The organism is Kitasatospora sp. NPDC087271, from assembly GCF_044744605.1.
In the GTDB taxonomy this organism is placed as follows: domain Bacteria; phylum Actinomycetota; class Actinomycetes; order Streptomycetales; family Streptomycetaceae; genus Kitasatospora.
In genome coordinates, this window is record NZ_JBIUYQ010000016.1 from 72,956 (window position 1) to 95,019 (window position 22,064).

21 protein-coding genes are annotated in these 22,064 nt (G+C 70.3%); 7 read left to right on the plus strand and 14 right to left on the minus strand.

Annotated elements, in window-relative coordinates:
* Positions 1–65 precede the first annotated feature (65 nt).
* The 3 genes from ACIO9K_RS25105 to ACIO9K_RS25115 all read right to left on the minus strand — a co-directional run bounded on the left by ACIO9K_RS25105 (position 66) and on the right by ACIO9K_RS25115 (position 3,891).
* Positions 66–1,556 carry an NYN domain-containing protein gene (locus ACIO9K_RS25105; RefSeq protein WP_400333279.1) on the minus strand — a complete coding sequence of 497 codons (1,491 nt, stop codon included), beginning with the start codon at positions 1,554–1,556 and terminating at the stop codon, positions 66–68.
* 296 nt (positions 1,557–1,852) lie between these two features.
* The gene (locus ACIO9K_RS25110) at positions 1,853–2,899 is read right to left on the minus strand and encodes an aspartate-semialdehyde dehydrogenase (protein WP_363582845.1); all 1,047 of its coding nucleotides are present in this window, start codon (positions 2,897–2,899) and stop codon (positions 1,853–1,855) included.
* Positions 2,900–3,000: 101 nt separating this feature from the next.
* Positions 3,001–3,891, minus strand: a complete 891-nt coding sequence (locus tag ACIO9K_RS25115) for a dihydrodipicolinate synthase family protein (protein WP_400333284.1) — start codon at positions 3,889–3,891, stop codon at positions 3,001–3,003.
* Between the two features lie 72 nt (positions 3,892–3,963).
* Here ACIO9K_RS25115 and ACIO9K_RS25120 point away from each other — a divergent pair, with 72 nt between their 5' ends.
* Complete coding sequence (locus tag ACIO9K_RS25120; RefSeq protein WP_350885762.1) at positions 3,964–4,851, plus strand: LysR family transcriptional regulator; 888 nt, start codon at positions 3,964–3,966, stop codon at positions 4,849–4,851.
* Positions 4,852–4,889: 38 nt separating this feature from the next.
* Here ACIO9K_RS25120 and dnaE read toward each other — a convergent pair whose 3' ends face one another.
* The 4 genes from dnaE to ACIO9K_RS25140 form a co-directional block, all read right to left on the minus strand.
* Entirely contained in the window at positions 4,890–8,423 is a 3,534-nt protein-coding gene (gene dnaE, locus ACIO9K_RS25125; RefSeq protein ID WP_363618910.1) for a DNA polymerase III subunit alpha, read from the minus strand.
* A 129-nt stretch (positions 8,424–8,552) separates the two neighbouring features.
* The gene (locus tag ACIO9K_RS25130; protein ID WP_400333288.1) at positions 8,553–9,542 is read right to left on the minus strand and encodes a hypothetical protein; all 990 of its coding nucleotides are present in this window, start codon (positions 9,540–9,542) and stop codon (positions 8,553–8,555) included.
* A gap of 169 nt (positions 9,543–9,711) precedes the next feature.
* The gene (locus tag ACIO9K_RS25135) at positions 9,712–9,978 is read right to left on the minus strand and encodes a hypothetical protein (protein ID WP_400333291.1); all 267 of its coding nucleotides are present in this window, start codon (positions 9,976–9,978) and stop codon (positions 9,712–9,714) included.
* Positions 9,978–10,337 (minus strand): ATP-binding protein, encoded by a 360-nt coding sequence (locus ACIO9K_RS25140; protein WP_363582853.1) that lies wholly within the window; start codon positions 10,335–10,337, stop codon positions 9,978–9,980. The genes ACIO9K_RS25135 and ACIO9K_RS25140 overlap by 1 nt, the downstream gene beginning before the upstream one ends.
* A 221-nt stretch (positions 10,338–10,558) precedes the next feature.
* Here ACIO9K_RS25140 and ACIO9K_RS25145 point away from each other — a divergent pair, with 221 nt between their 5' ends.
* From ACIO9K_RS25145 to ACIO9K_RS25155, 3 genes are all read left to right on the plus strand, one after another.
* A complete protein-coding gene (locus tag ACIO9K_RS25145; protein ID WP_363582855.1) occupies positions 10,559–11,422 on the plus strand; it encodes a helix-turn-helix transcriptional regulator in 864 nt (287 codons plus the stop codon).
* Positions 11,415–11,606, plus strand: coding sequence for a DUF397 domain-containing protein (locus ACIO9K_RS25150; protein ID WP_400333295.1), 192 nt, complete (start codon positions 11,415–11,417; stop codon positions 11,604–11,606). The genes ACIO9K_RS25145 and ACIO9K_RS25150 overlap by 8 nt, the downstream gene beginning before the upstream one ends.
* Positions 11,607–11,680: 74 nt before the next feature.
* Positions 11,681–11,872, plus strand: a complete 192-nt coding sequence (locus ACIO9K_RS25155; protein ID WP_400333298.1) for a DUF397 domain-containing protein — start codon at positions 11,681–11,683, stop codon at positions 11,870–11,872.
* Positions 11,873–12,001: 129 nt separating this feature from the next.
* Here ACIO9K_RS25155 and ACIO9K_RS25160 read toward each other — a convergent pair whose 3' ends face one another.
* From ACIO9K_RS25160 to ACIO9K_RS25170, 3 genes are all read right to left on the minus strand, one after another.
* Positions 12,002–12,379 (minus strand): nuclear transport factor 2 family protein, encoded by a 378-nt coding sequence (locus ACIO9K_RS25160; protein WP_363582862.1) that lies wholly within the window; start codon positions 12,377–12,379, stop codon positions 12,002–12,004.
* Positions 12,380–12,735: 356 nt separating this feature from the next.
* Positions 12,736–13,092 (minus strand): hypothetical protein, encoded by a 357-nt coding sequence (locus ACIO9K_RS25165; RefSeq protein WP_400333459.1) that lies wholly within the window; start codon positions 13,090–13,092, stop codon positions 12,736–12,738.
* A gap of 273 nt (positions 13,093–13,365) precedes the next feature.
* Complete coding sequence (locus tag ACIO9K_RS25170) at positions 13,366–14,097, minus strand: SDR family NAD(P)-dependent oxidoreductase (protein ID WP_400333301.1); 732 nt, start codon at positions 14,095–14,097, stop codon at positions 13,366–13,368.
* 94 nt (positions 14,098–14,191) lie between these two features.
* On the opposite strand from ACIO9K_RS25170, the gene ACIO9K_RS25175 reads away from it, so the two are divergent.
* Positions 14,192–15,043: a LysR family transcriptional regulator gene (locus tag ACIO9K_RS25175; protein WP_400333304.1), complete on the plus strand. Its 852-nt coding sequence runs from the start codon at positions 14,192–14,194 to the stop codon at positions 15,041–15,043.
* A 386-nt stretch (positions 15,044–15,429) separates the two neighbouring features.
* Here the strand turns inward: ACIO9K_RS25175 and ACIO9K_RS25180 are convergent, their stop codons facing one another.
* Together ACIO9K_RS25180 and ACIO9K_RS25185 are read right to left on the minus strand one after the other, a co-directional pair.
* On the minus strand, positions 15,430–16,419 hold the full coding sequence (locus ACIO9K_RS25180; protein WP_400333307.1) for a sterol desaturase family protein: 990 nt from the start codon (positions 16,417–16,419) through the stop codon (positions 15,430–15,432).
* Positions 16,420–16,494: 75 nt separating this feature from the next.
* Positions 16,495–17,217 (minus strand): hypothetical protein, encoded by a 723-nt coding sequence (locus ACIO9K_RS25185; RefSeq protein ID WP_400333310.1) that lies wholly within the window; start codon positions 17,215–17,217, stop codon positions 16,495–16,497.
* Between the two features lie 428 nt (positions 17,218–17,645).
* Here ACIO9K_RS25185 and ACIO9K_RS25190 point away from each other — a divergent pair, with 428 nt between their 5' ends.
* A complete protein-coding gene (locus ACIO9K_RS25190; protein ID WP_400333313.1) occupies positions 17,646–18,698 on the plus strand; it encodes a HEAT repeat domain-containing protein in 1,053 nt (350 codons plus the stop codon).
* 34 nt (positions 18,699–18,732) lie between these two features.
* Here ACIO9K_RS25190 and ACIO9K_RS25195 read toward each other — a convergent pair whose 3' ends face one another.
* Positions 18,733–18,981, minus strand: coding sequence for a hypothetical protein (locus tag ACIO9K_RS25195; RefSeq protein ID WP_363618900.1), 249 nt, complete (start codon positions 18,979–18,981; stop codon positions 18,733–18,735).
* Positions 18,982–19,286: 305 nt separating this feature from the next.
* Here ACIO9K_RS25195 and ACIO9K_RS25200 point away from each other — a divergent pair, with 305 nt between their 5' ends.
* Positions 19,287–21,290, plus strand: a complete 2,004-nt coding sequence (locus tag ACIO9K_RS25200; protein ID WP_400333316.1) for a ricin-type beta-trefoil lectin domain protein — start codon at positions 19,287–19,289, stop codon at positions 21,288–21,290.
* Between the two features lie 81 nt (positions 21,291–21,371).
* Here ACIO9K_RS25200 and ACIO9K_RS25205 read toward each other — a convergent pair whose 3' ends face one another.
* A complete protein-coding gene (locus ACIO9K_RS25205; protein WP_363618898.1) occupies positions 21,372–21,965 on the minus strand; it encodes a TetR family transcriptional regulator in 594 nt (197 codons plus the stop codon).
* Positions 21,966–22,064 lie beyond the last annotated feature (99 nt).

Genomic DNA, 22,064 nt, shown 5'->3' on the forward strand with positions numbered 1-22,064 from the left:
TGATCACCGAAAACCGGCGCGCGGCCCGCCGGGTCCCACCGGGTCCGACCCGGGCCGTGCGCCCGTCAGTCGTCCACGACCACCATCGATCCGCCGGGCACCCGCACCGCCAGTTCCTTCCAGAATCCGGCCCGGATGGCGTAGCGGTCGTGTTCGTCGATCTGGTCGTCCTTGTGCGCGAGCAGTCCGAAGCGGGCGGCGTAGCGGAGGAGTTCGCCGTCGACCCGGTGCGGGATGCGGGGGTAGTCGGGCCAGAGCACGGTGAGCCGTTCGACGTCGCCCAGCCGTTCGCTCCAGCGGCGGGCGAAGACCTGGCCGACTTCGTGGGCGTCGCCGCCGATGGAGGTGATGTCCTCCTCGCGGTCGGCCCAGCGCTGTTCGGCGGTGGTGAGGTGGGCGAGGGTGGGGAGGCTGTCGCCGGCGGTGACGGCGGGTTCGGGGGCGGGGCGGTCGACCCAGCCGCGGTCGGAGGACCAGCGCAGGACGGGGCCGGCCTGTCCGGCGGCGCCCGTCGAGCCGACGGCCTGTCCGTTGGTGCCGTGCCCGTTCGCCTGCCCGTTCAGGAGCCCGTTGGCGCTCTGTCCGTTGGTGCCCTGTCCGTTGGTGCCGTGCCCGTTGGCGCCGTGCCCGTTGACGAGCCCGGTGCCGCCGTGGCCGTTCGCGAGTCCGGTGCCGCCGTGCCCGTTGACGGCCGAGGCGACGGCGGGGGTGCGCCCGGCGAGGTCCTTGGGGGTGGGGACGACCTTGAGCGCGGCGGCCGGCTGGGGCCGCCCCGCCGCTGGAACCGCCCCTGGAACGGCCCCTGGGGCGGCGCCCGGGACGGCCCCGACGGCGGAGGCCCCGACGGCAGCGGGCACGGCGGCCGGGGCGACGGCGGCCGGCTGGACGACCGGGGGCGCCACGACCGGCGCCGCGGCGGGTGCCGCCACGGGCGGGCCGACGGGCGGGGCGGCGAGGATCTTGGCGATCTCCTGGCGGGCGCCGGGCGCGGGGAAGACGCTGGCGTTCTCCCGGAGGCTGAAGGAGCCCTCGATCCACTCGCGGTCGAGCACTCTTCGCTCGTCGGCCTCGCCGACCAGGTCCTCGGACTGGTTGAAGTCGCCGTCGGCGGCCTGGAGCGCCCACAGGTGGACGGCCACGCCGTGTTCCTTGGCGGTCATCATGCCGGGCAGCAGGTCGCCGTCGCCGGTGATCAGGACGACGTCGGCGCAGGCCCGGTTGCGGGCGAGTTCGGAGAGTTCGGCGTGCATGGCGGCGTCGACGCCCTTCTGCACCCAGCGCCCTTCGGCGCGGGTGAGGGCGCCGAGCCGCACGGTGACGCGGGGCAGGACGCGCAGCCGGCGGTGTTCGGGCATCGGGCGCCGGTCGGGGGCGGCGTCGAACCAGTAGATGCGCAGCAGCGGCAGTCCGGTCTCGGCCTCGGCGCGTTCGCGCAGCGCGGTGATCAGCGCGGTGTGGTCGACGGTGACTCTGGAACGGGACGGGTCACCGGCGAGCAGGCTGGCGGCGGCGCCCAGCAGGTATCCGGCATCCACCAGGACGACACAGCGGTCCATCGCGCACCTCTTTCCACTCGCCCTCGTGTGGGGGTCGGGCCGGGTGGGCGCGGATCCGCCCGTCGTCCGGGCGTGGTGGGGTGAGGGGCCCCCGTGGCCGCCCGATCGTTGGGTCACCTTTTCCCCCTGGTTCGCGCGCCGAACCTCGACGGATGTCGCGGTACCGCAACGGCAAGCCCAACGGAACGCAAAGGCGGGCCCCGTTCAACGACGGGGCCCGCCCTTGGTCACGCCGGGGAGTGCGAGCGGGCGCTCGCCGCGGGGTGCGAGCGCCCGCGGCCCGGCGGGGCCGGGTGTCAGCCCTTGAGCTCGGCGGCGACCAGCTCGGCCAGCTGGACGGCGTTGAGCGCGGCGCCCTTGCGCAGGTTGTCGTTGGACACGAACAGCGACAGTCCGTGCTCGACGGTCTCGTCGGCCCGGATGCGGCCGACGTAGCTCGGGTCCCGGCCGGCGGCCTGGAGCGGGGTGGGGATGTCGGACAGCTCGACGCCGGGGGCGGCGGCGAGCAGTTCGGCGGCGCGCTCGGGGCTGATCGGGCGCTCGAAGCGGGCGTTGATCTGGAGCGAGTGGCCGGAGAAGACCGGGACGCGCACGCAGGTGCCGGCGACCTTGAGGTCCGGGATGCCGAGGATCTTGCGGCTCTCGTGGCGGAGCTTCTGCTCCTCGTCGGTCTCGTTGGAGCCGTCCTCGACGATGGAGCCGGCCAGCGGCACCACGTTGAAGGCGATCGGGCGCTGGTAGACCTTGGGCTCGGGGAACTCGACGGCGGAGCCGTCGTGGGCGAGCGCGGCGGCGCCGTCGACGACCTTGGCGGCCTGGTCCTGGAGTTCGGCCACGCCGGCCACGCCGCTGCCGGAGACGGCCTGGTAGGTGGAGACGACGAGCGCGGCGAGGCCGGCCTCCTCGTGCAGCGGGCGCAGCACGGGCATGGCGGCCATGGTGGTGCAGTTCGGGTTGGCGATGATGCCCTTGGGCCGGTCGGCGATGGCGCCGGGGTTGACCTCGGAGACGACCAGCGGGACGTCGGGGTCGCGGCGCCAGGCGGAGGAGTTGTCGATGACGACGGCGCCGGCCGCGGCGGCCTTGGGGGCGAGGGCCTTGGAGGTGGAGCCGCCGGCCGAGAAGATCACGATGTCCAGGCCCGTGTAGTCGGCCGTGGCCGCGTCCTCGACGGTGACCTCGGTGCCCTGCCACGGCAGGGTGCGTCCGGCCGAGCGGGCCGAGGCGAACAGCCGCAGCTGCTCGACCGGGCCCAGTCCGCCTTCACGACCAGCGCGCTCCGCCAGGATCTCGCGGACCACTCCGCCGACCTGGCCGGTGGCCCCGACAATGCCGATCTTCATTCCGACTACTCCTCTGGATGGTGCTGTCTACAGCCGCACTCTGCCCATCATGCCTTGTCACGCGGGTGCGGCGGCCTGGTGTTCCACGGTGTGAGAGAGCGCTAGTGGTCCAGACCACTCACCAGCTTCAGCGCGGCCTCGACCTCCGCCTCCCCGGCCGGCAGCAGCGGCAGCCGGACGTCCGGGGTGGGGATCCGGCCCTGGGCGTGCAGCACGCCCTTGATCACCGTCGGGTTCGGCGCGGCGAAGGCGGCCAGCGCCAGCCCGGTGAGCCGGTGCCCGAGCGCCCGGGCCCGGGCGGCGTCCCCGGCCCGCCAGGCCCGCGTCAGCTCGACGAACCGGGCGGTGGCCAGATGGGCGGAGGCGAGGATGCCGCCGGCCGCGCCAAGCGCCAGCAGCGGCGACAGGAAGGCGTCCTCCCCGGTCAGCACCGCGAAGTCGGCGGGGGCGGCGGCGAGCAGTTCCACCGCCGTCCGGTCCACTCCCCCGGTCGCGTACTTGACGCCCGCCACGCCGTCCAGCGCGGCGAGTTCGAGCAGCGCGGCGGCGGACAGCTGCTGCCCGGTGCGGTACGGGATGTGGTAGACGACCAGCGGCAGCGGGCTGCTCCCGGCGAGCGCCCGGAAGTGCGCGACCGTCCCGGCCTCGCCCGGCCGCAGGAACGCCGGGACGGTGACCAGCGCGGCCGCGGCCTGCGGCACCCGCTTGCCGAGCGCGGCCAGCGACTCGGCGGTGGAGCGGGTGTCGCCGCCGTGCGCGCCGACGGTCAGGAGGGCCCCGCGGGCGGCGCAGGCGGCCGCGGCGGTCTCGACCACGGCCCAGCGCTCGTCCTCGCTCAGCGCGGCGGGCTCGCCGGTGGTCCCGAGGGCGACCAGCCCGGCCGCGCCGGCCTCCAGCAGTTCGGCGGCGAGCACGGCGAGGGCGTCCAGCGCGACCGTGCCGTCCGCGGCGAAGGGCGTGATCAGGGGGACGTGGATGCCGGTGAGTTCCATGGCCACGATCCTGCGGCCCGCCGATCACCCAGGTCCAGTTCACATTCGTGATGCTTCTCGTAAGCTGAGCCGATGCTCGACGTCCGACGCCTGCGCCTGCTGCGCGAACTCGCCCACCTCGGCACCATCGCCGCCGTCGCCGAAGCGCTCTCCTTCAGCCCTTCGGCGGTGTCCCAGCAGCTGTCCGTCCTGGAGAAGGAGGCGGGCGTCCCGCTGCTGGAGCGCACCGGGCGGCGGGTCGCGCTCACTCCGGCCGGGCGCAACCTCGTCCGGCACGCCGAGGCGGTGCTCGCCCTGCTGGAGCAGGCGGGCGCCGAACTCGCCCACGCCCGGCGGGGCTTGGCCGGCCCGCTGCGGATCGGCACCTATCCGTCGGCGGCCCGCGCGATCATCCCGGCGGTGCTGGGCGAGCTGGCCGCCTGGCATCCGGGCCTGGAGCCGATGGTGACCGAGGTGGATCCGGCGGGCGTCGCGGCGGCACTGCGCGCGGGCGAGCTGGACGTCGCGCTGGTCCACGAGTACGACCTGGTCCCGGCCGATCCGGAGCCGGGCCTGGCGGTGACCCGTCCGGTGTTCACCGAGCCGATGTACCTGGCGGCCCGCGCCCCGGGCACCGTCGCCGAGCAGCGCGGCGCGCCGTGGATCATGGCCCCGCCGGGCACGCTCTGCCACAGCATGGCCGTCCGGGCCTGCGAGTCCGCCGGGTTCGCGCCCCGGATCCGGCACCAGATCGACGACTTCGCGACCGTCCTGGCCCTGGTGGCGGCCGGCCAGGGCGTGGCCCTGGTCCCGCAGCTGGGCGCCGCGCAGCCCCCGCCCGGCGTGGTCCTCACCCGGCTGCCGATGTACCGCCGCACCCGGGCCGCCTTCCGCGCGGGCGCCGGCTCGCACCCGGCCATCTCGGCCTTCGTCTCCGCCCTGCACACGGCCGTCCCCCCGGGCCTGGGCGGGCACGGCTGATCCCCCGGGGGCGCACCCCCGGGGGATCGGTCACCGGCTCAGCCCGCCAGGCAGCTCGGCCCGAGCAGCTGCTTGAGGTCCCCGAACAGCGCCGGGTCCGACTTCACCCGGTGCCGGTCCAGCCGCAGCACGGTCGTCTTGTTCCGGCCCTCCAGCCGCACCCGGACCTCCGTGGTGCCCCGGTGGCTGCCCAGCACCTCGCCGAGCCGGGCGATCAGCGGCGGGGTGATCTTCACGCTCGGGATGTTGATGACGATCGGCGCCTCGGCGTGCGCGTTCGACAGGTCCGGGACGGACAGCTCCATCCCCATCAGTCGCGGCACGTCCTCCCGCTTGTCCAGCTTGCCGCGCACGAACACCACGGCGTCCTCGACGAGTTGGGCCGAGACCAGCTGGTAGCTGGCGGGGAAGAACATGCAGTCGATCGAGCCCGCGAGGTCCTCGACGGTCGCGATCGCCCAGGCGTTGCCCTGCTTGGTCATCTTGCGCTGGAGGCCCGAGATGATGCCGCCGATGGTGACGATGGTGCCGTCGGGCCGTTCGGCGAGGTCGGCCACCGCGCAGTCCGCCTTGTCGGCGAGCACGTGCTCGATGCCGTGCAGCGGGTGCGAGGAGACGTACAGGCCGAGCATCTCGCGCTCCTGGGTGAGCAGGAAGGACTTCTCCCACTCCTCCTCGGAGAAGACGACGTCGAGGCCGAAGCTGGGCTCGTCGGAGACGGCGTCCCCGCCGAACAGGTCGAACTGGCCCTCGGCCTCCTTGCGCTTGACCCCGACGACGTTGTCGATCATCGGCTCGAACTGCGCGCTGAGGCCCTTGCGGGTGTGCCCGAGCGAGTCGAAGGAGCCCGCCTTGATCAGCGATTCGACGGTCCGCTTGTTGCAGACCACCGACTCCACCTTGTCGAGGAAGTCCGGGAAGGAGCTGAACTTCCCCTTCGACTTGCGGGTGCGGATCATCGACTCGACGACGGGGCCGCCGACGTTGCGGATCGCGGTGAGGCCGAACCGGACGAGCGTGTCACCGTGCGGGGTGAAGTCCGAGTCCGACTCGTTGACGTCCGGCGGCAGCACCTGGATGCCCATCTTGCGGCACTCGTTGAGGTAGATCGCCGACTTGTCCTTGTCGTCCTTGACGGACGTCAGCAGGCCGGACATGTACTCGGCCGGGTAGTTCGCCTTGAGGTAGGCCGTCCAGTACGAGACCAGCCCGTACCCGGCGGTGTGCGCCTTGTTGAACGCGTAGCCGGAGAAGGGGACCAGGACGTCCCACACCGCCTGGATCGCCGCGTCCGAGTAGCCGTGGTCCCGGCAGCCCTTCTGGAAGGGCACGAACTCGGCCTCCAGGATCTCCTTCTTCTTCTTGCCCATGGCCCGGCGCAGCAGGTCGGCCTGGCCGAGCGAGTAGCCGGCGAGGATCTGGGCGGCCTTCTGCACCTGCTCCTGGTAGACGATCAGGCCGTACGTCGGCTTGAGGATCTCCTCCAGGGGCTTCTCCAGCTCCGGGTGGATCGGGGTGATCTCCTGCTGGCCGTTCTTGCGCAGCGCGTAGTTGGTGTGCGAGTTGACGCCCATCGGGCCCGGTCGGTACAGCGCGAGGACGGCGGAGATGTCCTCGAAGTTGTCGGGCTTCATCAGCCGCAGCAGCGAGCGCATGGGGCCGCCGTCGAGCTGGAAGACGCCGAGCGTGTCGCCGCGCGCCAGCAGTTCGTAGGTCGGCTTGTCGTCCAGGGGCAGATCAAGCAGGTTGATCTTGATGCCCTTGTTCTTCTCGATCGCCTTGACGGCGTCGTCCATGATCGTCAGGTTGCGCAGGCCGAGGAAGTCCATCTTGAGAAGGCCGAGGCCCTCGCAGGTGGGGTAGTCGAACTGCGTGATGGTGACGCCGTCGGTGTGCCGGGTCCAGACCGGGATGTGGTCGGTCAGCGGCTCGGCGGACATGATGACGCCGGCCGCGTGCACGCCGGGCTGGCGGATCAGGCCCTCGATGCCACGCGCGGTGTCGATGACCTTCTTCACGTCCGGGTCGGTCTCGTACAGCCCCCGGATCTCGCCGGCCTCGCTGTAGCGCGGGTGGCTGCTGTCCGTGATGCCGGACAGCGGGATGCCCTTGCCCATCACGTCCGGCGGCATCGCCTTGGTGATCCGGTCGCCCATCGCGTACGGGTAGCCGAGGACGCGCGAGGAGTCCTTGATGGCGGCCTTCGCCTTGATGGTGCCGTACGTGACGATCATGGCGACCTTGTCGGATCCCCACTTCTCGGTCACGTACCGGATCACGTCACCGCGCCGGCGCTCGTCGAAGTCGATGTCGACATCGGGCATGGAGATGCGCTCGGGGTTGAGGAAGCGCTCGAAGATCAGGCCGTGCGGGATGGGGTCGAGGTCGGTGATGCCCATCGCGTACGCGACCAGCGAGCCGGCCGCCGAACCACGGCCGGGGCCCACCGCGATGCCCTGCTGCTTGGCCCACATGATGAAGTCGGCGACCACGAGGAAGTACGCCGGGAACCCCATCTGGATGATGGTGTCCATCTCGTACTCGGCGAGCTTCTTGTGCTCCTCGTCGTACCCGCCCGGGAAGCGCCAGTCCATGCCCTTCCACACCTGGGACTTGAAGAAGTCCGCCTCGGACTCGAAGCCCTCCGGGATCGGGAAGCGCGGCATGAGGTTGCGGAACTTGAACATGCCCTCGGTGTCGACCCGGGAGGCGACGAGGAGCTGGCTGTTGCGGCAGCCCTCCTGCCAGGCGTCCGAGGAGTCCAGGGCGTACATCTCGGCGGCCGACTTGATGTAGTAGCCGGTGCCGTCGAAGCGGAAGCGGTCCGGGTCGGAGAGGTTCTTGCCGGTCTGCACGCAGAGCAGCAGGTCGTGCGCCCCGGCGTCGGCCTCGGTGGTGTAGTGCGAGTCGTTGGTGACGACCGGGGGGATGTTCAGCTTCTTGCTGATCTCCAGCAGCCCGTCGCGGACCCGCTTCTCGATGTCGAGGCCGTGGTCCATCAGCTCCAGGAAGTAGTTCTCCTTGCCGAAGATGTCCTGGTAGTCGGCGGCCGACTTCACCGCCTCGTCGAACTGGCCCAGGCGCAGCCGGGTCTGCACCTCGCCGGACGGGCAGCCGGTGGTGGCCATCAGGCCGCCGGACAGGTCGGAGATCAGCTCCTTGTCCATCCGGGGCCACTTCACCAGCCAGCCCTCGGCGTAGGAGCGCGAGGTCAGCTTGAAGAGGTTGTGCAGGCCCTCCTTGTTGCGGGCCCAGATGGTCTTGTGGGTGTAGGCGCCGGAGGCGGAGACGTCGTCCCGCTTCTGGTGCGGCTGGCCCCACAGGATGCGCTTGGTGTTGGAGCGGGACTCCGGCGCGACGTACGCCTCGATGCCGATCACCGGGGTGATCCCGGCGGCGGTCGCCTGCTTGTGGAACTCGGCGGCGCCGTACATGTTCCCGTGGTCGGTCATCGCGACGTGGGTCTGGCCCAGCCGCTCGACCTCCTTGAACATCTGCTTCAGCCGGGCGGCACCGTCCAGCATCGAGTACTCGGTGTGGACGTGCAGATGCGCGAACGGCTGATCGCTCAAGGCGGGGCCTCCGGAGGCGAGTGCGGGTCTGGTGGGCCGGCGAACGCGCAGGTCACAGGGGGTGCCTGGAAACAGATGTGGCCCGAACCACCTCACGGGGTCCGGACCATCACTCACGCGTTCACGCGTCTACTCTAGCTCCCCTTCGGAGGCGGCTCCCTCCCGCTCGGAGCCTCCCGAGCTCAGCCCGGCGAGTCGCGCCCCGGCGGCCTCGCGGACCTCCGGTACCTCCATCGGGTCGTCCCGCAGGTGGGCGAGGCGTTCCCGGACGTGGGGGCGGTCGGGGGCGTGCGCGACGGCCAGGAGGCGGGCGTCGGCCTCGCAGTCCCAGAGGCACTCGGTGTACACCTCGGCCAGCCCGGCGGGGGCGACGGCGGCCAGTGCCTCCAGGTAGGCGGGGCGCTCGGAGGAGTGCGGCGTCCACAGCCAGAAGCGGCGCAGCAGCGACGCGGCCCCGGAGGCGTCGGGGCCGAACCGGGCCAGGCCCCGGGCGGTGTGCATCGGGCCGCACCACTCCTGGGCCGCCCACTGCCGCTCCAGCTCGCCCGTCGCCATGGACGGATCACTCGCGCCGCCGCCGTGCTCCGGCAGCAGGGCGGGCGGGCTCGCGCTGTCCCGCTCGGGGGCCGGGTCCGTCGAACCGCGGGGGCCGCGGGGGCCACGCCGCCGGCGTACGTCCTGCCCGTCACGGACGTCCTGCCCGGCCGCCAGGTCCTCCCACCACTGGGGCGGCCAGACCACGGCCACCGACTCCAGAACGGCCACCCGGTGCTCGCCCTCGCGGACGTGGGTGCGGAGTGCGTCCCGGGCCTCGGCGGAGCCGCCGAGCGCCAGCAGCTCCAGGACTCCGGTGGCCCGCAGGCAGGTGTCCTCGTCCCCGGTCAGCAGTTCGACGATCGGTCCGACCGGCAGTTCCAGGTCCCGGACGAGCCGCGCCAGGTAGAGGTGCCGGTCGTCCACCTGCCGGTCCCAGCGCCAGTCCCAGCGGATGCACCCGTAGACCAGGTCGGCGGCTGCCGCCGGGTCCTCCGCCGCCATCTGCGCGCCCAGGCCCCGGCCGCGCTGCAACAGCCCGGGCAGGGTGCCTGCCGGGGCGTACTCGTATCTCCGCTGTGCCACGTGCCCAATCGTCCCTCAGCCCCCGACGGCTGGGCGGCGGGGGCTGGGGGTGGGGGTGGGGGTGGGGGTTAGGTGTCCTCGTCGGGCGGGGTCGCGCGGAGGGCGGTGATGACGCCCAGGACGACGGTGGCGATCGCCAGGGCGAGGAGGACGGCGAAGGCGGTGGCGATCAGGAAACGCACGAGTCGTCGCCTCGTTCGGCGGCGAGGAGGAGGGAGAGGAGGTTGAGGAGAGTGGAGGCGGGGGCGGCGTTGAAGCGGACGAGGATGCGGCCGTCGATGGTCTTGTCGGTGGTGGCCGAGGGCCAGATCAGGCCGAACCTCCGGCCACGCTCCTGGACTTCGGCGAGGAGCGTGTGGATGTGGTCGTCGGTGTAGTGCCGGATCCGGGGGTCGGTCGGCAGCATGGGGCGACGGCGCAGGAGGGGGAAGGACATCAGGCGGCGTCCAGCTCGAACCACACCATTTTGCCGCGTTCCTGGGGGTCCACGCCCCAGCGGTGGGTGAGGCCTTCGATGAGTTGGAGGCCCCGACCGGACTGGGCGAGGGGCGCCGGCTCCTGCTTCTTGGGGAGGTCCGGGCTCTCGTCGCTGACGGACACCCGGAGGGTGGGGCCGACAGCGAGGATGAGGACGAGCGGCGCGGGGGTGCCGCCGTGCCGCCAGGCGTTCACGAGCATTTCGACGAGCGCGAGTTCGGCGTCCGCAGTGGCCGAGGGCGAGTACCCGCAACGACCCATCGCGTCCCGGAGGGACTGGCGGGCGATGGCGAGGGAGGGCGTGTTGAGGTGACGCATGGGAGTTCTCCCGAGGCGTGATGGTGAAGGAGAGGAAACGGCGGACACGCTGGCCAGCGAGCACCACTGACGGTCCGTCGGATCGCTGTGACATTGACCATAGCGCAGCTGAGTATCCAAATTTCTACCCTCTCGGGAAGTTCCCCCTATGGTGGTAACTGGTGGACCGGCGCTCGACGAGCGCGGCACACTTGGCCGGACTGCACCTTCGGAAGGAACCCATGCCTCCACGCTCCAACCCGACACTCCGCCAGCGCAGGCTTGGCACCGAGCTACGGAGGATGCGCGAGCAGGCTGGCTACGGCGGCTCAGAACTCGGCCGTATCGTCGGCATGAGTCCAGCCCAGGTAACCCAGATGGAATCTGGACGGATCGGCATCAGTGTCGACCGCCTCAGCATCATCGCCGCAGCCTGCAACTGCGCCAACCGCCCGCTGATCGACGCCCTCGCCGAAATAATCGCGGAGCGCGGGAGAGGCTGGTGGGAGGAGTACCGCGAGGTCCTGACAACGGACTTTATCGAGGTCGCGGAGATCGAAGGCTACTCGACAGCACTCGCCACCTGTACGACCACCTACATCCCCGGCTTGTTGCAGACCGGCGCCTACGCCTCCGCAGTCTTCACACGGGTCTATCCCCCGCTGTCCCGCCCGGACATCGACGTCCGAACCGCGTTCCGGGTGCAACGACAGCAGATCGTCCGCTCGGGCAAGACTCCACTTCAGGCATTCATCCACGAAGCCGCGCTGCGAATGCAGTTCGGCGGACCCAAGGTGCTCTCCGAGCAGTTGGACGCGCTCGTCGAAGACTCCGAGCACAGCGGGATCTCAATCCGCGTAGTGCCCTTCGCTGTCGCCACCTTCCCTGGAGCCTCCGAGAACCTCACGTTCGCGAAGGGTCCCATTCCCGAGTTGGATACCGTCCAGATGGATGTCGCCCAAGGCGTCCTGTTCTTCGAGTCCCCAGCAGACCTGGCCAAACATCGGGCGATCTTCGCTCGCATGGACTCCCTTGCGCTCTCCGAGGAGAAGTCGCGGGACCTCATCCGATCAGTCAAGAAAGAAGTGGAAGACAGCTATGCCTGAGTCGAAGTGGCAGAAGTCCAGCTACAGCGGCGCGACCAATGAGTGTGTCGAGGTCCGCACCATCGACGGCTTGGTCGAACTCCGCGAGTCCGACGAGGGCCACCTCACCATCCCCACCACCCCCGCCCACTTCGCCGCCTTCCTCCAGGCCGCCAAATCCGGCGAGTTCGACCACCACGCCTAGACACCCCACCAGCCCCTCGCGCACCTCTGCGCGAGGGGCCGCAACTCCCCACCGCCCAAACAATGGAGGCCAACATGACCAACACCGAGTGGCAGAAGTCGTCCTTCAGCGGCAACGTCGAGAACTGTGTGGAGGTCCGAACGGCCAACGGGCTGGTCGAACTCCGCGAGTCCGACGAGGACCACCTCACCCTCCCCACCACCCCCGCCCACTTCGCCGCCTTCCTCCAGGCCGCCAAAGCCGGCGAGTTCGACCACCACGCCTAGGGCTGTGACAGCGTAGGTTCGCCGCTGGGACCGGCGCCCCTCGACGCCGCAGCCTGACCGACCGCGAACCGCAGCCCCGGAGTGCCGAAAGGGACAGGTTCACGAGAAGGACAGCGGCAGAAGGACGGCTCAGGAGGCGGACGGCTCGATCTCCCCCGCGAAGACGATGACCTGGTCGATGAGGCTCCGCCGCAGATGGACGACGTCCGTTCCCGCCAGACGGGGGCCTCCATCCGGCGTGGTGAAGACCCACTGGTACCGGGCCCACTCGCCAGGCATGTCCACCGCCGAGCAGCGCGCCATCGTGCCGGCCCCCGCCGGGTGGCGCCGGATGTCCAGCACGAACTGCTCGACCGCCGCGATTCCTTCGCTGCGACCCAACGGCCCCCAGAAGACCACGTCTGAGGTCAGGGCCTGGGAGAGCAGGGCAGTCACATAGCTGTCGTCCGAGGCGTTGAACGCGGAGATGAACGTGTCGATCGCGGAGCGTGCCGTCTCTTCCTGCATGCCCCAGTAATACCAGCCGTTGCACGTGCGCTCGCCCCGCGAGCCGCCTTCCGATCACGTCGGACCATCCCGGTCACAGCACTGGACACACCACAGCGCAGGAAGTCGGCCAGCCCGACTTCCTGCGCCGAACAACCAACGGGGCCCAGACGACCGGCACCAACTGGCAGAAATCCAGCTACAGCGCCGCGAACAACGAGTGCGTGGAGATCCGCACCACCGACGGCCAGGTCGAACTCCGCGAGTCCGACCAGGGCCACCTCACCCTCCCCACCACCCCACCGACTTCGCCGCCTTCCTCCAGGCCGCCAAAGCCGGCGAGTTCGACCACCACGCCTGAAGACAGCCCAACCGGGTCAGCGGCTGTTGAACGTGATGCTGTACAGCACGCTGTTGGAGCTCGGCTGGTTGGACTCCTGGCCGGCCGTGATCGAAGGGGCGAACCACTGGCCGGTCACGGTGTCGTGCCAGCTCACGGTGAGCCTGTACTGCCCGGCCCTGACGGTGTTGTACCAGTCATTGACGAGGAGGTAGCTGCCCGCGCTCGTCCCGCCCTGCACTCCGTCCCAGGTGAAGCACTGGGCGCTGGCCCCACGAACGATCCGCATGCTGTTCGAGTTGCAGCCCTCCGCCGTGACCTTGGCGGATGCCGAAGATGCTGCGGCGAGGCTGGTACCGACGACGCCGGCCATGAGTGCCGCCAAAACGGTCATTCGTCCCATGCGCATGAAATCCGTCCCCTTTTCTCTGCATTCCGAAATGCATGACCGGAGAGCCCGGTGCCACCGCCGACCGGTTACTGGTGAGTCTAGAGACGGGCAAGGTGCCCCAGTAGAGACCAATTCCGGCCAGCCGACCGGTAGTTCGACCCTGTCTACGAACAGGTACCGATCTCCGGAGTACCGGAACGGCTCCGCGTCGGCGGAACCGGAGACGAGCGTGCGGGCGAGGCGGCCTCACCCCGACGGGTGAAGCCGCCGTACGCATCACCAGGGCACTACGCCGGCGTCCTCGAAGAACTGGCCGGTCGGGCCGTCGTCGGGCAGGGTCGCGAGCTTGATCGCGATCGCCGCGCCCTGTTCGGGGGTGCGCACGCCGCGGAAGCCGTTGAGGTCGGTCGCGACGTAGCCGGGGCAGCCGACGTTGATCAGGATGTTCGTGCCGCTCAACTCCCGGGCGTACTGGAGGGTGACGGCGTTCAGGAACGTCTTCGACGGCGCGTACGCCACGGCCACCGGACCCGCCGTCTGCTCGGCAGCGGCTCCTGACTGGCGGGTGAGGGAGCCGACGCTGCTGGACATGTTCACGATCCGCGGTGAGGCGGAGCGGCGCAGCAGCGGCATCATCGCGTTGGTGACGCGGATGACGCCGATCACGTTGGTCTCCACGACCGTCCGGATGGTGGCGGGATCGACCCGGGTGGGCTCCTGGGGCACGCCGCCGGTGATGGCGGCGTTGTTGACGAGCACGTCGAGGCGCCCGGCCCGTTCCTCGATCAGCCGGGCGGCGGCGGTCGCGCTCGCGTCGTCGGTCACGTCCAGCGGTACGCCGAACGCGTCGACGCCGGCGGCGCACAGCCTCTCCACCGCGGCCTCGCGGCGCTGGTCGTCGCGGGCGCCGACGCCGACGCTCCAGCCGAGCGCGCCCAGGCCCGCGGCGATCTCGTAGCCGATTCCCTTGTTCGCGCCGGTGACCAGCGCAGTCGTTCGTTCGCTCATGGGGCCATGCTGCCGTCGGCCCCCGGTCGGGGTCCAAGACCGATCGGGTCGACACCGATACCGTCCGGGTATTGATCCGGAGTACCGTGGCCGGATGGAGACCCGGGAACTGCGCTACTTCGTCGCCGTCGCCGAAGAGCTGCACTTCGGGCGCGCCGCGCAGCGCCTCGGGATCGCGCAACCGCCGCTGTCACGGGCGATCCAGCAGCTCGAACGACGGCTCGGGGCAGCGCTGCTGGATCGGACCAGCCGTACCGTCACGCTGACGGAGGCCGGCTCGGTCCTGCTGGTCGAGGGCCGGGCGGCCCTGGAGGCGGTCGACGCCGCCGAGCGTCGGACCCGCCGCGCCGCCGCTTCCCCCACCGGCCGCCCCGGCCTGGTCCTGGTCACGAAAGCCAGCGCGTCCAGCGAACTGCTGGCGGAACTCCTCGACGCGTACGCCGCCGAACCCGGCGCGGTCCCCGTCGACGTCATCCTGTGCGGCCCGGCCGAGCAGGCACGATTTCTGCTCGAAGGCCGGGCCGACGTGGCGCTGCTGCACCGGCCGTTCGACTCGACGGCCAGGCTCCACACCGAAGAACTCGGCACGGAGGGCCAGGTGGTGGTCCTGCCGGCCGGGCATCCGCTCACCGCCCGAGACCACGTGCACATGGCCGACATCACGGGGCTGCCGGGCCTGCCCCTGCCACGCTGGCCCAACCCCGACGGCACCTACCCACCCGGCCCCGGCCCCCAGGTCCGCGACCACGCGCAGCTGTTGCAGCTCGTCGCGCTCGGCCGGGCTTGCGCGGTCTCACCGGAGTCGTGCCGAGCCCGACTGCACGGTGACCTCGTGGCCGTGCCCGTGCTGGACGCGCCGAAGGTCACCACCGTGATCGCCTGGCCACCTCACAGCCGGTCCAGGGCCGTCGCCGACTTCGTCCGGACGGCGACACGTCTCCGGTAGTTCCGACCTGCCCGGCCGGGTTCCACCTGTCGTGGCCCGGCTCGACCGTCACCGGACATCGCCGTCACGACCAGCGGAAGTCCCAGCCGGTGGGACTCCCGTGCGGCCGTGGGCGATCGCCGAGGACCAGGGGTGAAGGCAGCCGCCTCCGCGACGCCTGTCGAAGTTGCGTTTTCCCCGCCCAAGTGGCCTCTTGCGCCGGCCATTGCGGGCGCCCCGAACAGCCAGCGGATCGCGAGACGCCTCACCGCGCAGGAAGTCGGCCAGCCCGACTTCCTGCGCCGAACAACCACCGGGGAACAACCCACCACCCGCCGCCAAGCAGCCGAAGCCGGCGAGTTCGACCACCGCTCCCCAGTGCCGCTCACGCGCCGCCCGCCGCGGGATCAGGCGCTGCCCGCCTTTTCCTCGACCAGGACGGCGCCGGACGCCGCTTCGGTCTTGCGCAGCGGAAGTTTGGACCAGCGGAAGGGAGCCAGCAGCAGGCCGAGGTAGGAGTCCGGCAGACGGACCTGGTCGGCCAGGCCGATGTCCTCGGGCGGCATCCGGTCAGCGGGCAGGTAGAAGGTCCCGAACAGCAGATCCCACAGGACGACCTTGCCGCCGAAGTTCTTGTTCGCTTCGCGCAGGTCCCTGGAGTGGTGCCAACGGTGCCCTTCCGGTCCGGGCACCAGGTAGTTCAGCGGGCCCAGACGGACGTCCATGTTGGAGTGCATGGTGACGCCGTGGCAGTTGTAGAAGGTGAGGAGGATGATCAGGCCGGAGAGGCTGTGCAGCGTCCACCCGGTCAGGGCCAGCGGGAAGACGATCGCCACGTCGTCGAGGAAGAAGTCGATGGGGTGGAACCGGGCGGAGTTGAGCCAGTAGAGCCGCTCCGAGCTGTGGTGCACCGCGTGGAAGCGCCAGAAGACCCGCGAACCGTGAATCCAGCGATGCATCCAGTAGTAGAAGAACTCTCCCACCAGGAGCGCCAGCGCGGCCTGGGCGACGGGAGGCCAACTCGTCGGCCACAACGTGCTGTCCAGCTCTTCGGAAAGCAGGACGGATCCGGCGAACAGGACCGAGAGGAACAGCGGCTCGATCAGCCGGGCGACCACCAGAAGGGCCACCAGACTGGAGGTGGCGTCCGAGACGACGTCCTTGCGCGAGCGGTTCCAGCCCTCGTAGAACGGCTGGACCCGCTCCAGGACGGCCACGTACACCGAGGCGAACAGGGTGACCATCGGCACGATGGCCCACTGCGGGAACGAGGTGTCGACCAGGGTGATGGATGCCCCGAGTGTCAGCACCATGAGGATCGGATAGCTGAGATAGCGGATGGTGAAACGCAGGGTTCTCCGCGCGCCGCCGAGTTCTGTTTCCGTCGTTGATTTCATTCCTGATCTCCCCGTGGACTTCTTCGGACTTCTTCAGGCTTCTTCTGCACCCCTCCGCGCGGGACGGGCAGGTATCTACTGGCTTCCGGCGATCTGCTGCCATATCCGGACCGGCCCCAGCGGCGAGAATCCGTTCGCCTCGGCAGCCGCCAGCTCCGCGTCCCGCTCGTACCCGACCAGGTCGATTCCCGGTGCCTCTTCGTGAGCACAGGAGATGAGACCGGCCCATGTCCGGGGAGATTCCCCCGAGGGTCCGAAGACGTTCGACACCCCCGCCACACCATGGCTCAGGTGGAGCACGGCTCCCGCCACCAGGCCGTCGCCCGAGAATCCCCCGAGGAAGACCACGCCGTCATCGAGCAGAAGGGTTTCGGGGAACGTGTTCACCGACGTGTCGCCGCCCGCCCATGCCCGCTCCCACGTCCGCAGCTCATCGGTGCCGGTGATACGCCGCCACCGCTGGTCGGCGCCGTCCCGTGACGCCACCTGCGCCGGGGCCGCGGCTGCGGCCGGCCGGTGGATCCACTCCGCCTCGATGAGAATGCGATAGTTCCCCGGGAGGAGGTCGGCGTTGGCGAAACTGTCCTTGACGAAAAGCGGCCCCAGCGGCGCCTCCCGCAGTACGTCGAGAACCTCCGAACCGGACATCGACGGGCTCAGGATCACCAGGTTCGGGTAGTACGTGAGACTCTTCTTCAGATTCACCCACGCGACGTCGGAGATCTCTCCGGAGAACCCGTGCGCCCGACACATCGCCTCGCACCAGGACGAGTTGTTCCGGGCGGCGGCGAGCAGCATCGGTGCCACCGGAGGGGCGGCGGCCGGAGCCCGGCCATGGCCGAACCATCTCGCCGCGAAGGCCGCGACCGAGCGAACGGATCGGCACCAACGGACCCGCAACCTCGTAACGTCCACCAACTCCCTTTCGTCAAGGCCGACTCCGCAGCCGGCCGGCTTCCGCACCGCCGACCCTTCGAAAGGGATGGGTCCTGTCCGGAAAATCCCCTGACGACCCAGGCCGAGCGCCTTCAACGACCTTCGTGCACATCGGTGTTGCGCGGCGCTCCGCTATGATCACCCCTGCTCATGACCACGTCAAGATCCTTCCCGAGGGCACCTGCGACACCCGCACACGCCCGCCGGCGTCGACGCGTCCGTGAGCCGGAAGCGCGGTCGGGCCGACAATTCCCGCGCGCACTCGCGGTTTCGTGCACCAGAATGCCCGCATGGAAACGGACACCGTGGCGGAACTGGTCACGCGGGCACTGTCGGCAATGCGCGCCATCACCGCCTCGGACGATCCGGACGACCACGACGGCTGGAACGAGTACTCACCGCTGCTGTGGCGGGCGGCCGCCGACGAGGCGGCGCTGCCGCTCGGCCTGGAGCTGATCGGTTCGACCGATCCGATCGAGCGCACGGCGGGCTGCGACCTGCTGCGCGACACCAGCTATCACCACGAGGCAACCCGCGCCGGGACGGCCACCGCACTGGTCGCCCTCGCCCAGCGGGAGACCGACGACCACGTGCTGCGGGCCCTGGCGCGCGCGATCGAGCAGACGCACGACCCGCGCGCCGTCCCCGTCCTCGTCGCCCTCGCCGGGCATCCTGACGCCGAGGTCCGCGAGGGGGTGGCCCGCTCGTTCGCGGAGGTCCTCACCGGCCTGCCGGACGGGCCGGACATCCACACCCTCATCAGGCTGACCCAGGACCAGGACCCGCACGTCCGCGACTGGGCGACGTTCACCCTCGGCGTCCAGTCCGCGGCGGACAGCCCCGCGATCCGGGCCGCGCTCTGGGAGCGGACGGCCGACGAGCACGACGAGACCCGCACGGAAGCGATCCACGGACTGGCCAGTCGGCACGACCCCCGCGTCGTCCCGCTCCTGGCCGAACTGATCGGCAACCCCGAGGGCGCACACGCCCTCACGTTCAGCGCGGAGCCGATCACGGGCGACCCCGAACTCCTGCCGCCCCTCCCGGAGTACGAGCCCGGCGACGACTGGACCACCGACGCCGTGAACGCCTGCAACCCGGTCCGGCGGGCCCGCCTGGACGCCTTCGCCTGGGAACTGGTCTGCACGCTCCACCGGCTCCGCCCCGACCTGGACGCCGCCGTCTCGATGGAACGCTGCGGCTGGGGCCGCTCCCTCGACATCCACGCCGCCTCGGAGCCGACGGGCTACGACATCGAGGCGCTGCTCACCCGCGCGGACGGCGACCCCGCGCGCGCTGCCGAACTGGTCTCGACCGACCTGCCGAGAATCCAGCCCGACTGACACCTCGCCCCTTTCGGGAGCCGAGACTTCAGGTCTAGCCCTCGGCACCCCTGCCGCTCAGGAGGTCCGCGATGCGCGCGTCGACCTGCTCGCGGTCGTAGCCCCGCCGCACGATCTCGAACGCCGGCGGGGGTGGCGGCGAACCGGCTTCGGACAGGGCCCTGAGATAGAGGTCGACCTGCTGGCGTTCGTAACCACGCCGCACCAAGTCGAAGCCACGGAACTCTGGCGATGCTGACACTTCGCGGGTCCTCCAACCTTCGGTGTCCACGTTCGTCGTCATGACACGGGCTACAGCAGCCCCGGTGCGGCCACCGGTGATCACCGGCGTGGCCGCGGCTCCCACCCTAGACTCTGCCCACCGACAGGCGGCGTCCGATGTCCTGATGGCCCGAACTCCACCTCCGCCACCGGAAGTCGGTTGACGGATCATCCGGCATTCGGGTTCATCCGAAAACCCGCCGGCCGGGGTGGCGTAAAAAGGCGTCAAGACTCTCGATCGCGCCATATGGATTCCGTATGGAGTCGCGGGGCGGAGGATTCCGATGCCTACGATCCATCTTTGCCGAGTAGAAAGATGGATCTGACATGAAACCCCTGTCCCGCCTCAAACGCGCCCTGGCCTGCGGAATCGCCGCAGTCGCCGGGGTCGCCGGCCTGACCGTGCAGGCCCAGGCCGCGGAGTCACCCCTCCACGCGGACAAGACCTGCGGAACCCCGGCCTCGGTGGGCGGCGGCAACTGCATGACCGCGCTGATCGGATCCGCCTTCGACACGATCAGGCTCATGCGCAACGCCGCCAACCTCAACAAGCTGGACAACGCGGAGTTCACCCAGAGCACCGCGTCGAAGTTGAGCGCGAAGTTTCCCGGGTTCAACGTCATGGTGTTCAAGACCGTGGGCACCGACCTGTATGACACCGAGTGGTTCAAGAACGAGTACAAGTCCGACATGAAGGGGGTGTTGATCGACACCACCTACAAGCTCAACCATTTCATGGACAAGGAGAAGAAGGAGCCCTCCGGCTACGACATATTCCGGATCTGGGTCTTCCAGGGGGACTCGACCATCCGCAACCGCGGCGACGGCGGTTACATGAACTGGGCGTTCATCGGCAATGACGGCGACACCGTCAAGAAGGAGCCGTGGACCTGCCGGGCGGGCACCGCGCGGCCCTACAAGTGCGACGGCGACGTGCGCACCATCCACTTCCCCGCGCGGTCCGGCTACGGCACCAGGACCGGCAGCCTGACCCCCGACTCCAGCCCCGGCTACCACGCCTGCCTGGACGTCAACGGCAACGGCAACGCGAACGGCACCCCCGTGCAGATGTGGGAGTGCAACGGCAGCGACGCCCAGAAGTGGACCTACAACGGGTACAAGCTCCAGGCCGCCAACGGCAAGTGCCTCGACCTGGAGGCCAACAAGACCGCGAACGGGACCAAGCTCCAGGTCTGGGACTGCCTGGAGATCCCCGGTCAGCGCTGGAACATGTCGGCCAGCGGCGGTTTCCGGCACATGGCGGACATGGACGACCGGTCCAAGGACGTCTGCATCGACGACTTCAACGGCCAGACCGCCAACGGCAGCACCGTGGCGGCCTGGGCCTGCGGCTCCGAGGACAAGCGGGACGCGCCCAACCAGAACTGGGCCTGGGGCGGCACCCCGCCGACCACCAACCCGCCCACGCCCGGCGGAGGCGGCGGCAACGGCGCCGACGTGACCCTGAAGCTCGACAACGGCCTGGGCGCCGTCCCGGTCAACGGCTCCGCCGGCGCGTCGGTCGTCGCCGGGATCCGGGGTGGCAACGAGTCCAAGTGGAAGCTCACCCCGGTCGGCGGCGGTCGCTACCGGATCACCAGCTCGTACGGGCTGGAACTCACCGAGAACGGCAACTACATGGCCGAACTCCAGCCGTGGAGCAACTCCTCCCAGCAGAAGTGGGAGCTCGTCGGAGTCGGGAACGGCAAGTACCAGATCCGGATCTCCGACGACGACTGCCTCGCCCACGACGCCGACTTCAAGCAGCTCGGCGTGTGGACGTGCAAGTCGGGCTGGCAGCAGGCGTGGGTGCTGGAGTCCGCGTCCGGCGGCGTGATCACCCCGACCGACCCGACCAACCCGACGAAGCCGGACCCGAAGCCCAAGCCGGACCCCAAGCCGAAGCCGGACCCGAAGCCGGACACCAAGCCGACCGTCCCGACCGAGCGGCCGCTGTTCCTGAAGCTCTCCAACGGCCTGGGCGCCTCGGCCCCCACCGAGACCTCGACCTGGGGCGCCCCGATCGTGGGCGGGATCCTGGGGTACAAGGGGTCCACCTGGACGATCAAGCCGCTGGGCGGGGACCGCTACCGGATCGTCAACGACCTCGGGTACAACCTCACCGAGAACCCCGAGACCTACGTCGCCGAGCAGCAGGCGTGGGGCAACACCTCCAACCAGAAGTGGGAGTTCGTCAGCCTCGGCAACGGCAAGTACCGGATCCAGATCGGCGACGACGACTGCCTCACCCACGACTCCGACTTCAAGCAGCTCGGGGTGTGGAGCTGTGAGGGCGGCTGGAAGCAGGAATGGTCCTTCCAGCTCCTCTGACCGACCAGGCCAGGCCGTATCAGGCCAGGCCGGAGTCACGGCGAAGGGCGCCGGCCGCACGGCCGGCGCCCTTCGCCGTTCTCAGCGGGCGCCCCGCCCGGAGGCGGCGTGGTAGCGCAGGCCGTCCATCAGGAGGTCGAGGAGGCGTTCCATCCGGGCGTGGTGCTCGGGGGTGGTCGCGGCCATGGACAGGCCGCTGAGGCTGAACAGCACGTCCTCCGGTTCGACGTCGGCGCGCAGCACGCCCGACTCGGCCCCGGCCCGCAGGAGTTGGGTGATCGCGGCGGTCAGCATCGCGCGGCTGTGCGAGAAGGGGTCGCTGCCGGAGGCTATGAGCGCGCGCAGCGCGTCGGACATCCCGCGCTTGGTCGTCATGTAGCGGACGAAGCCGTCCATCCAGGCGCGCAGCGCGGCGTCGGGCCCCCTGCCGTCCAGCAGTTCCGCGGCGGAGTCGCACAGCTTGGCGAGTTCGCTGCGGTAGACCGCCTCGACGAGTTCCTCACGGGTGGCGAAGTGCCGGTAGAGGGTGCCGATGCCCACGCCGGCCTCCTTGGCGATCGCCCCGAGCGTCGCGTCCGGCCCGTCCTGGGCGAAGGCCCGCGCGGCCACTTCGATCAGTCGGTCGCGGTTGCGGCGCGCGTCGGCGCGCAGCGGCCGGGGGTCGGCGGTGGTCACGGCTGGTCCTCCTCGGGTTGCAAACGGAGGATGCTCCGCTTAGCCTGGAGACATGCGGAGGGCCCTCCGGTTTCCACTCTACCGGCCGCCCCCTCCCGC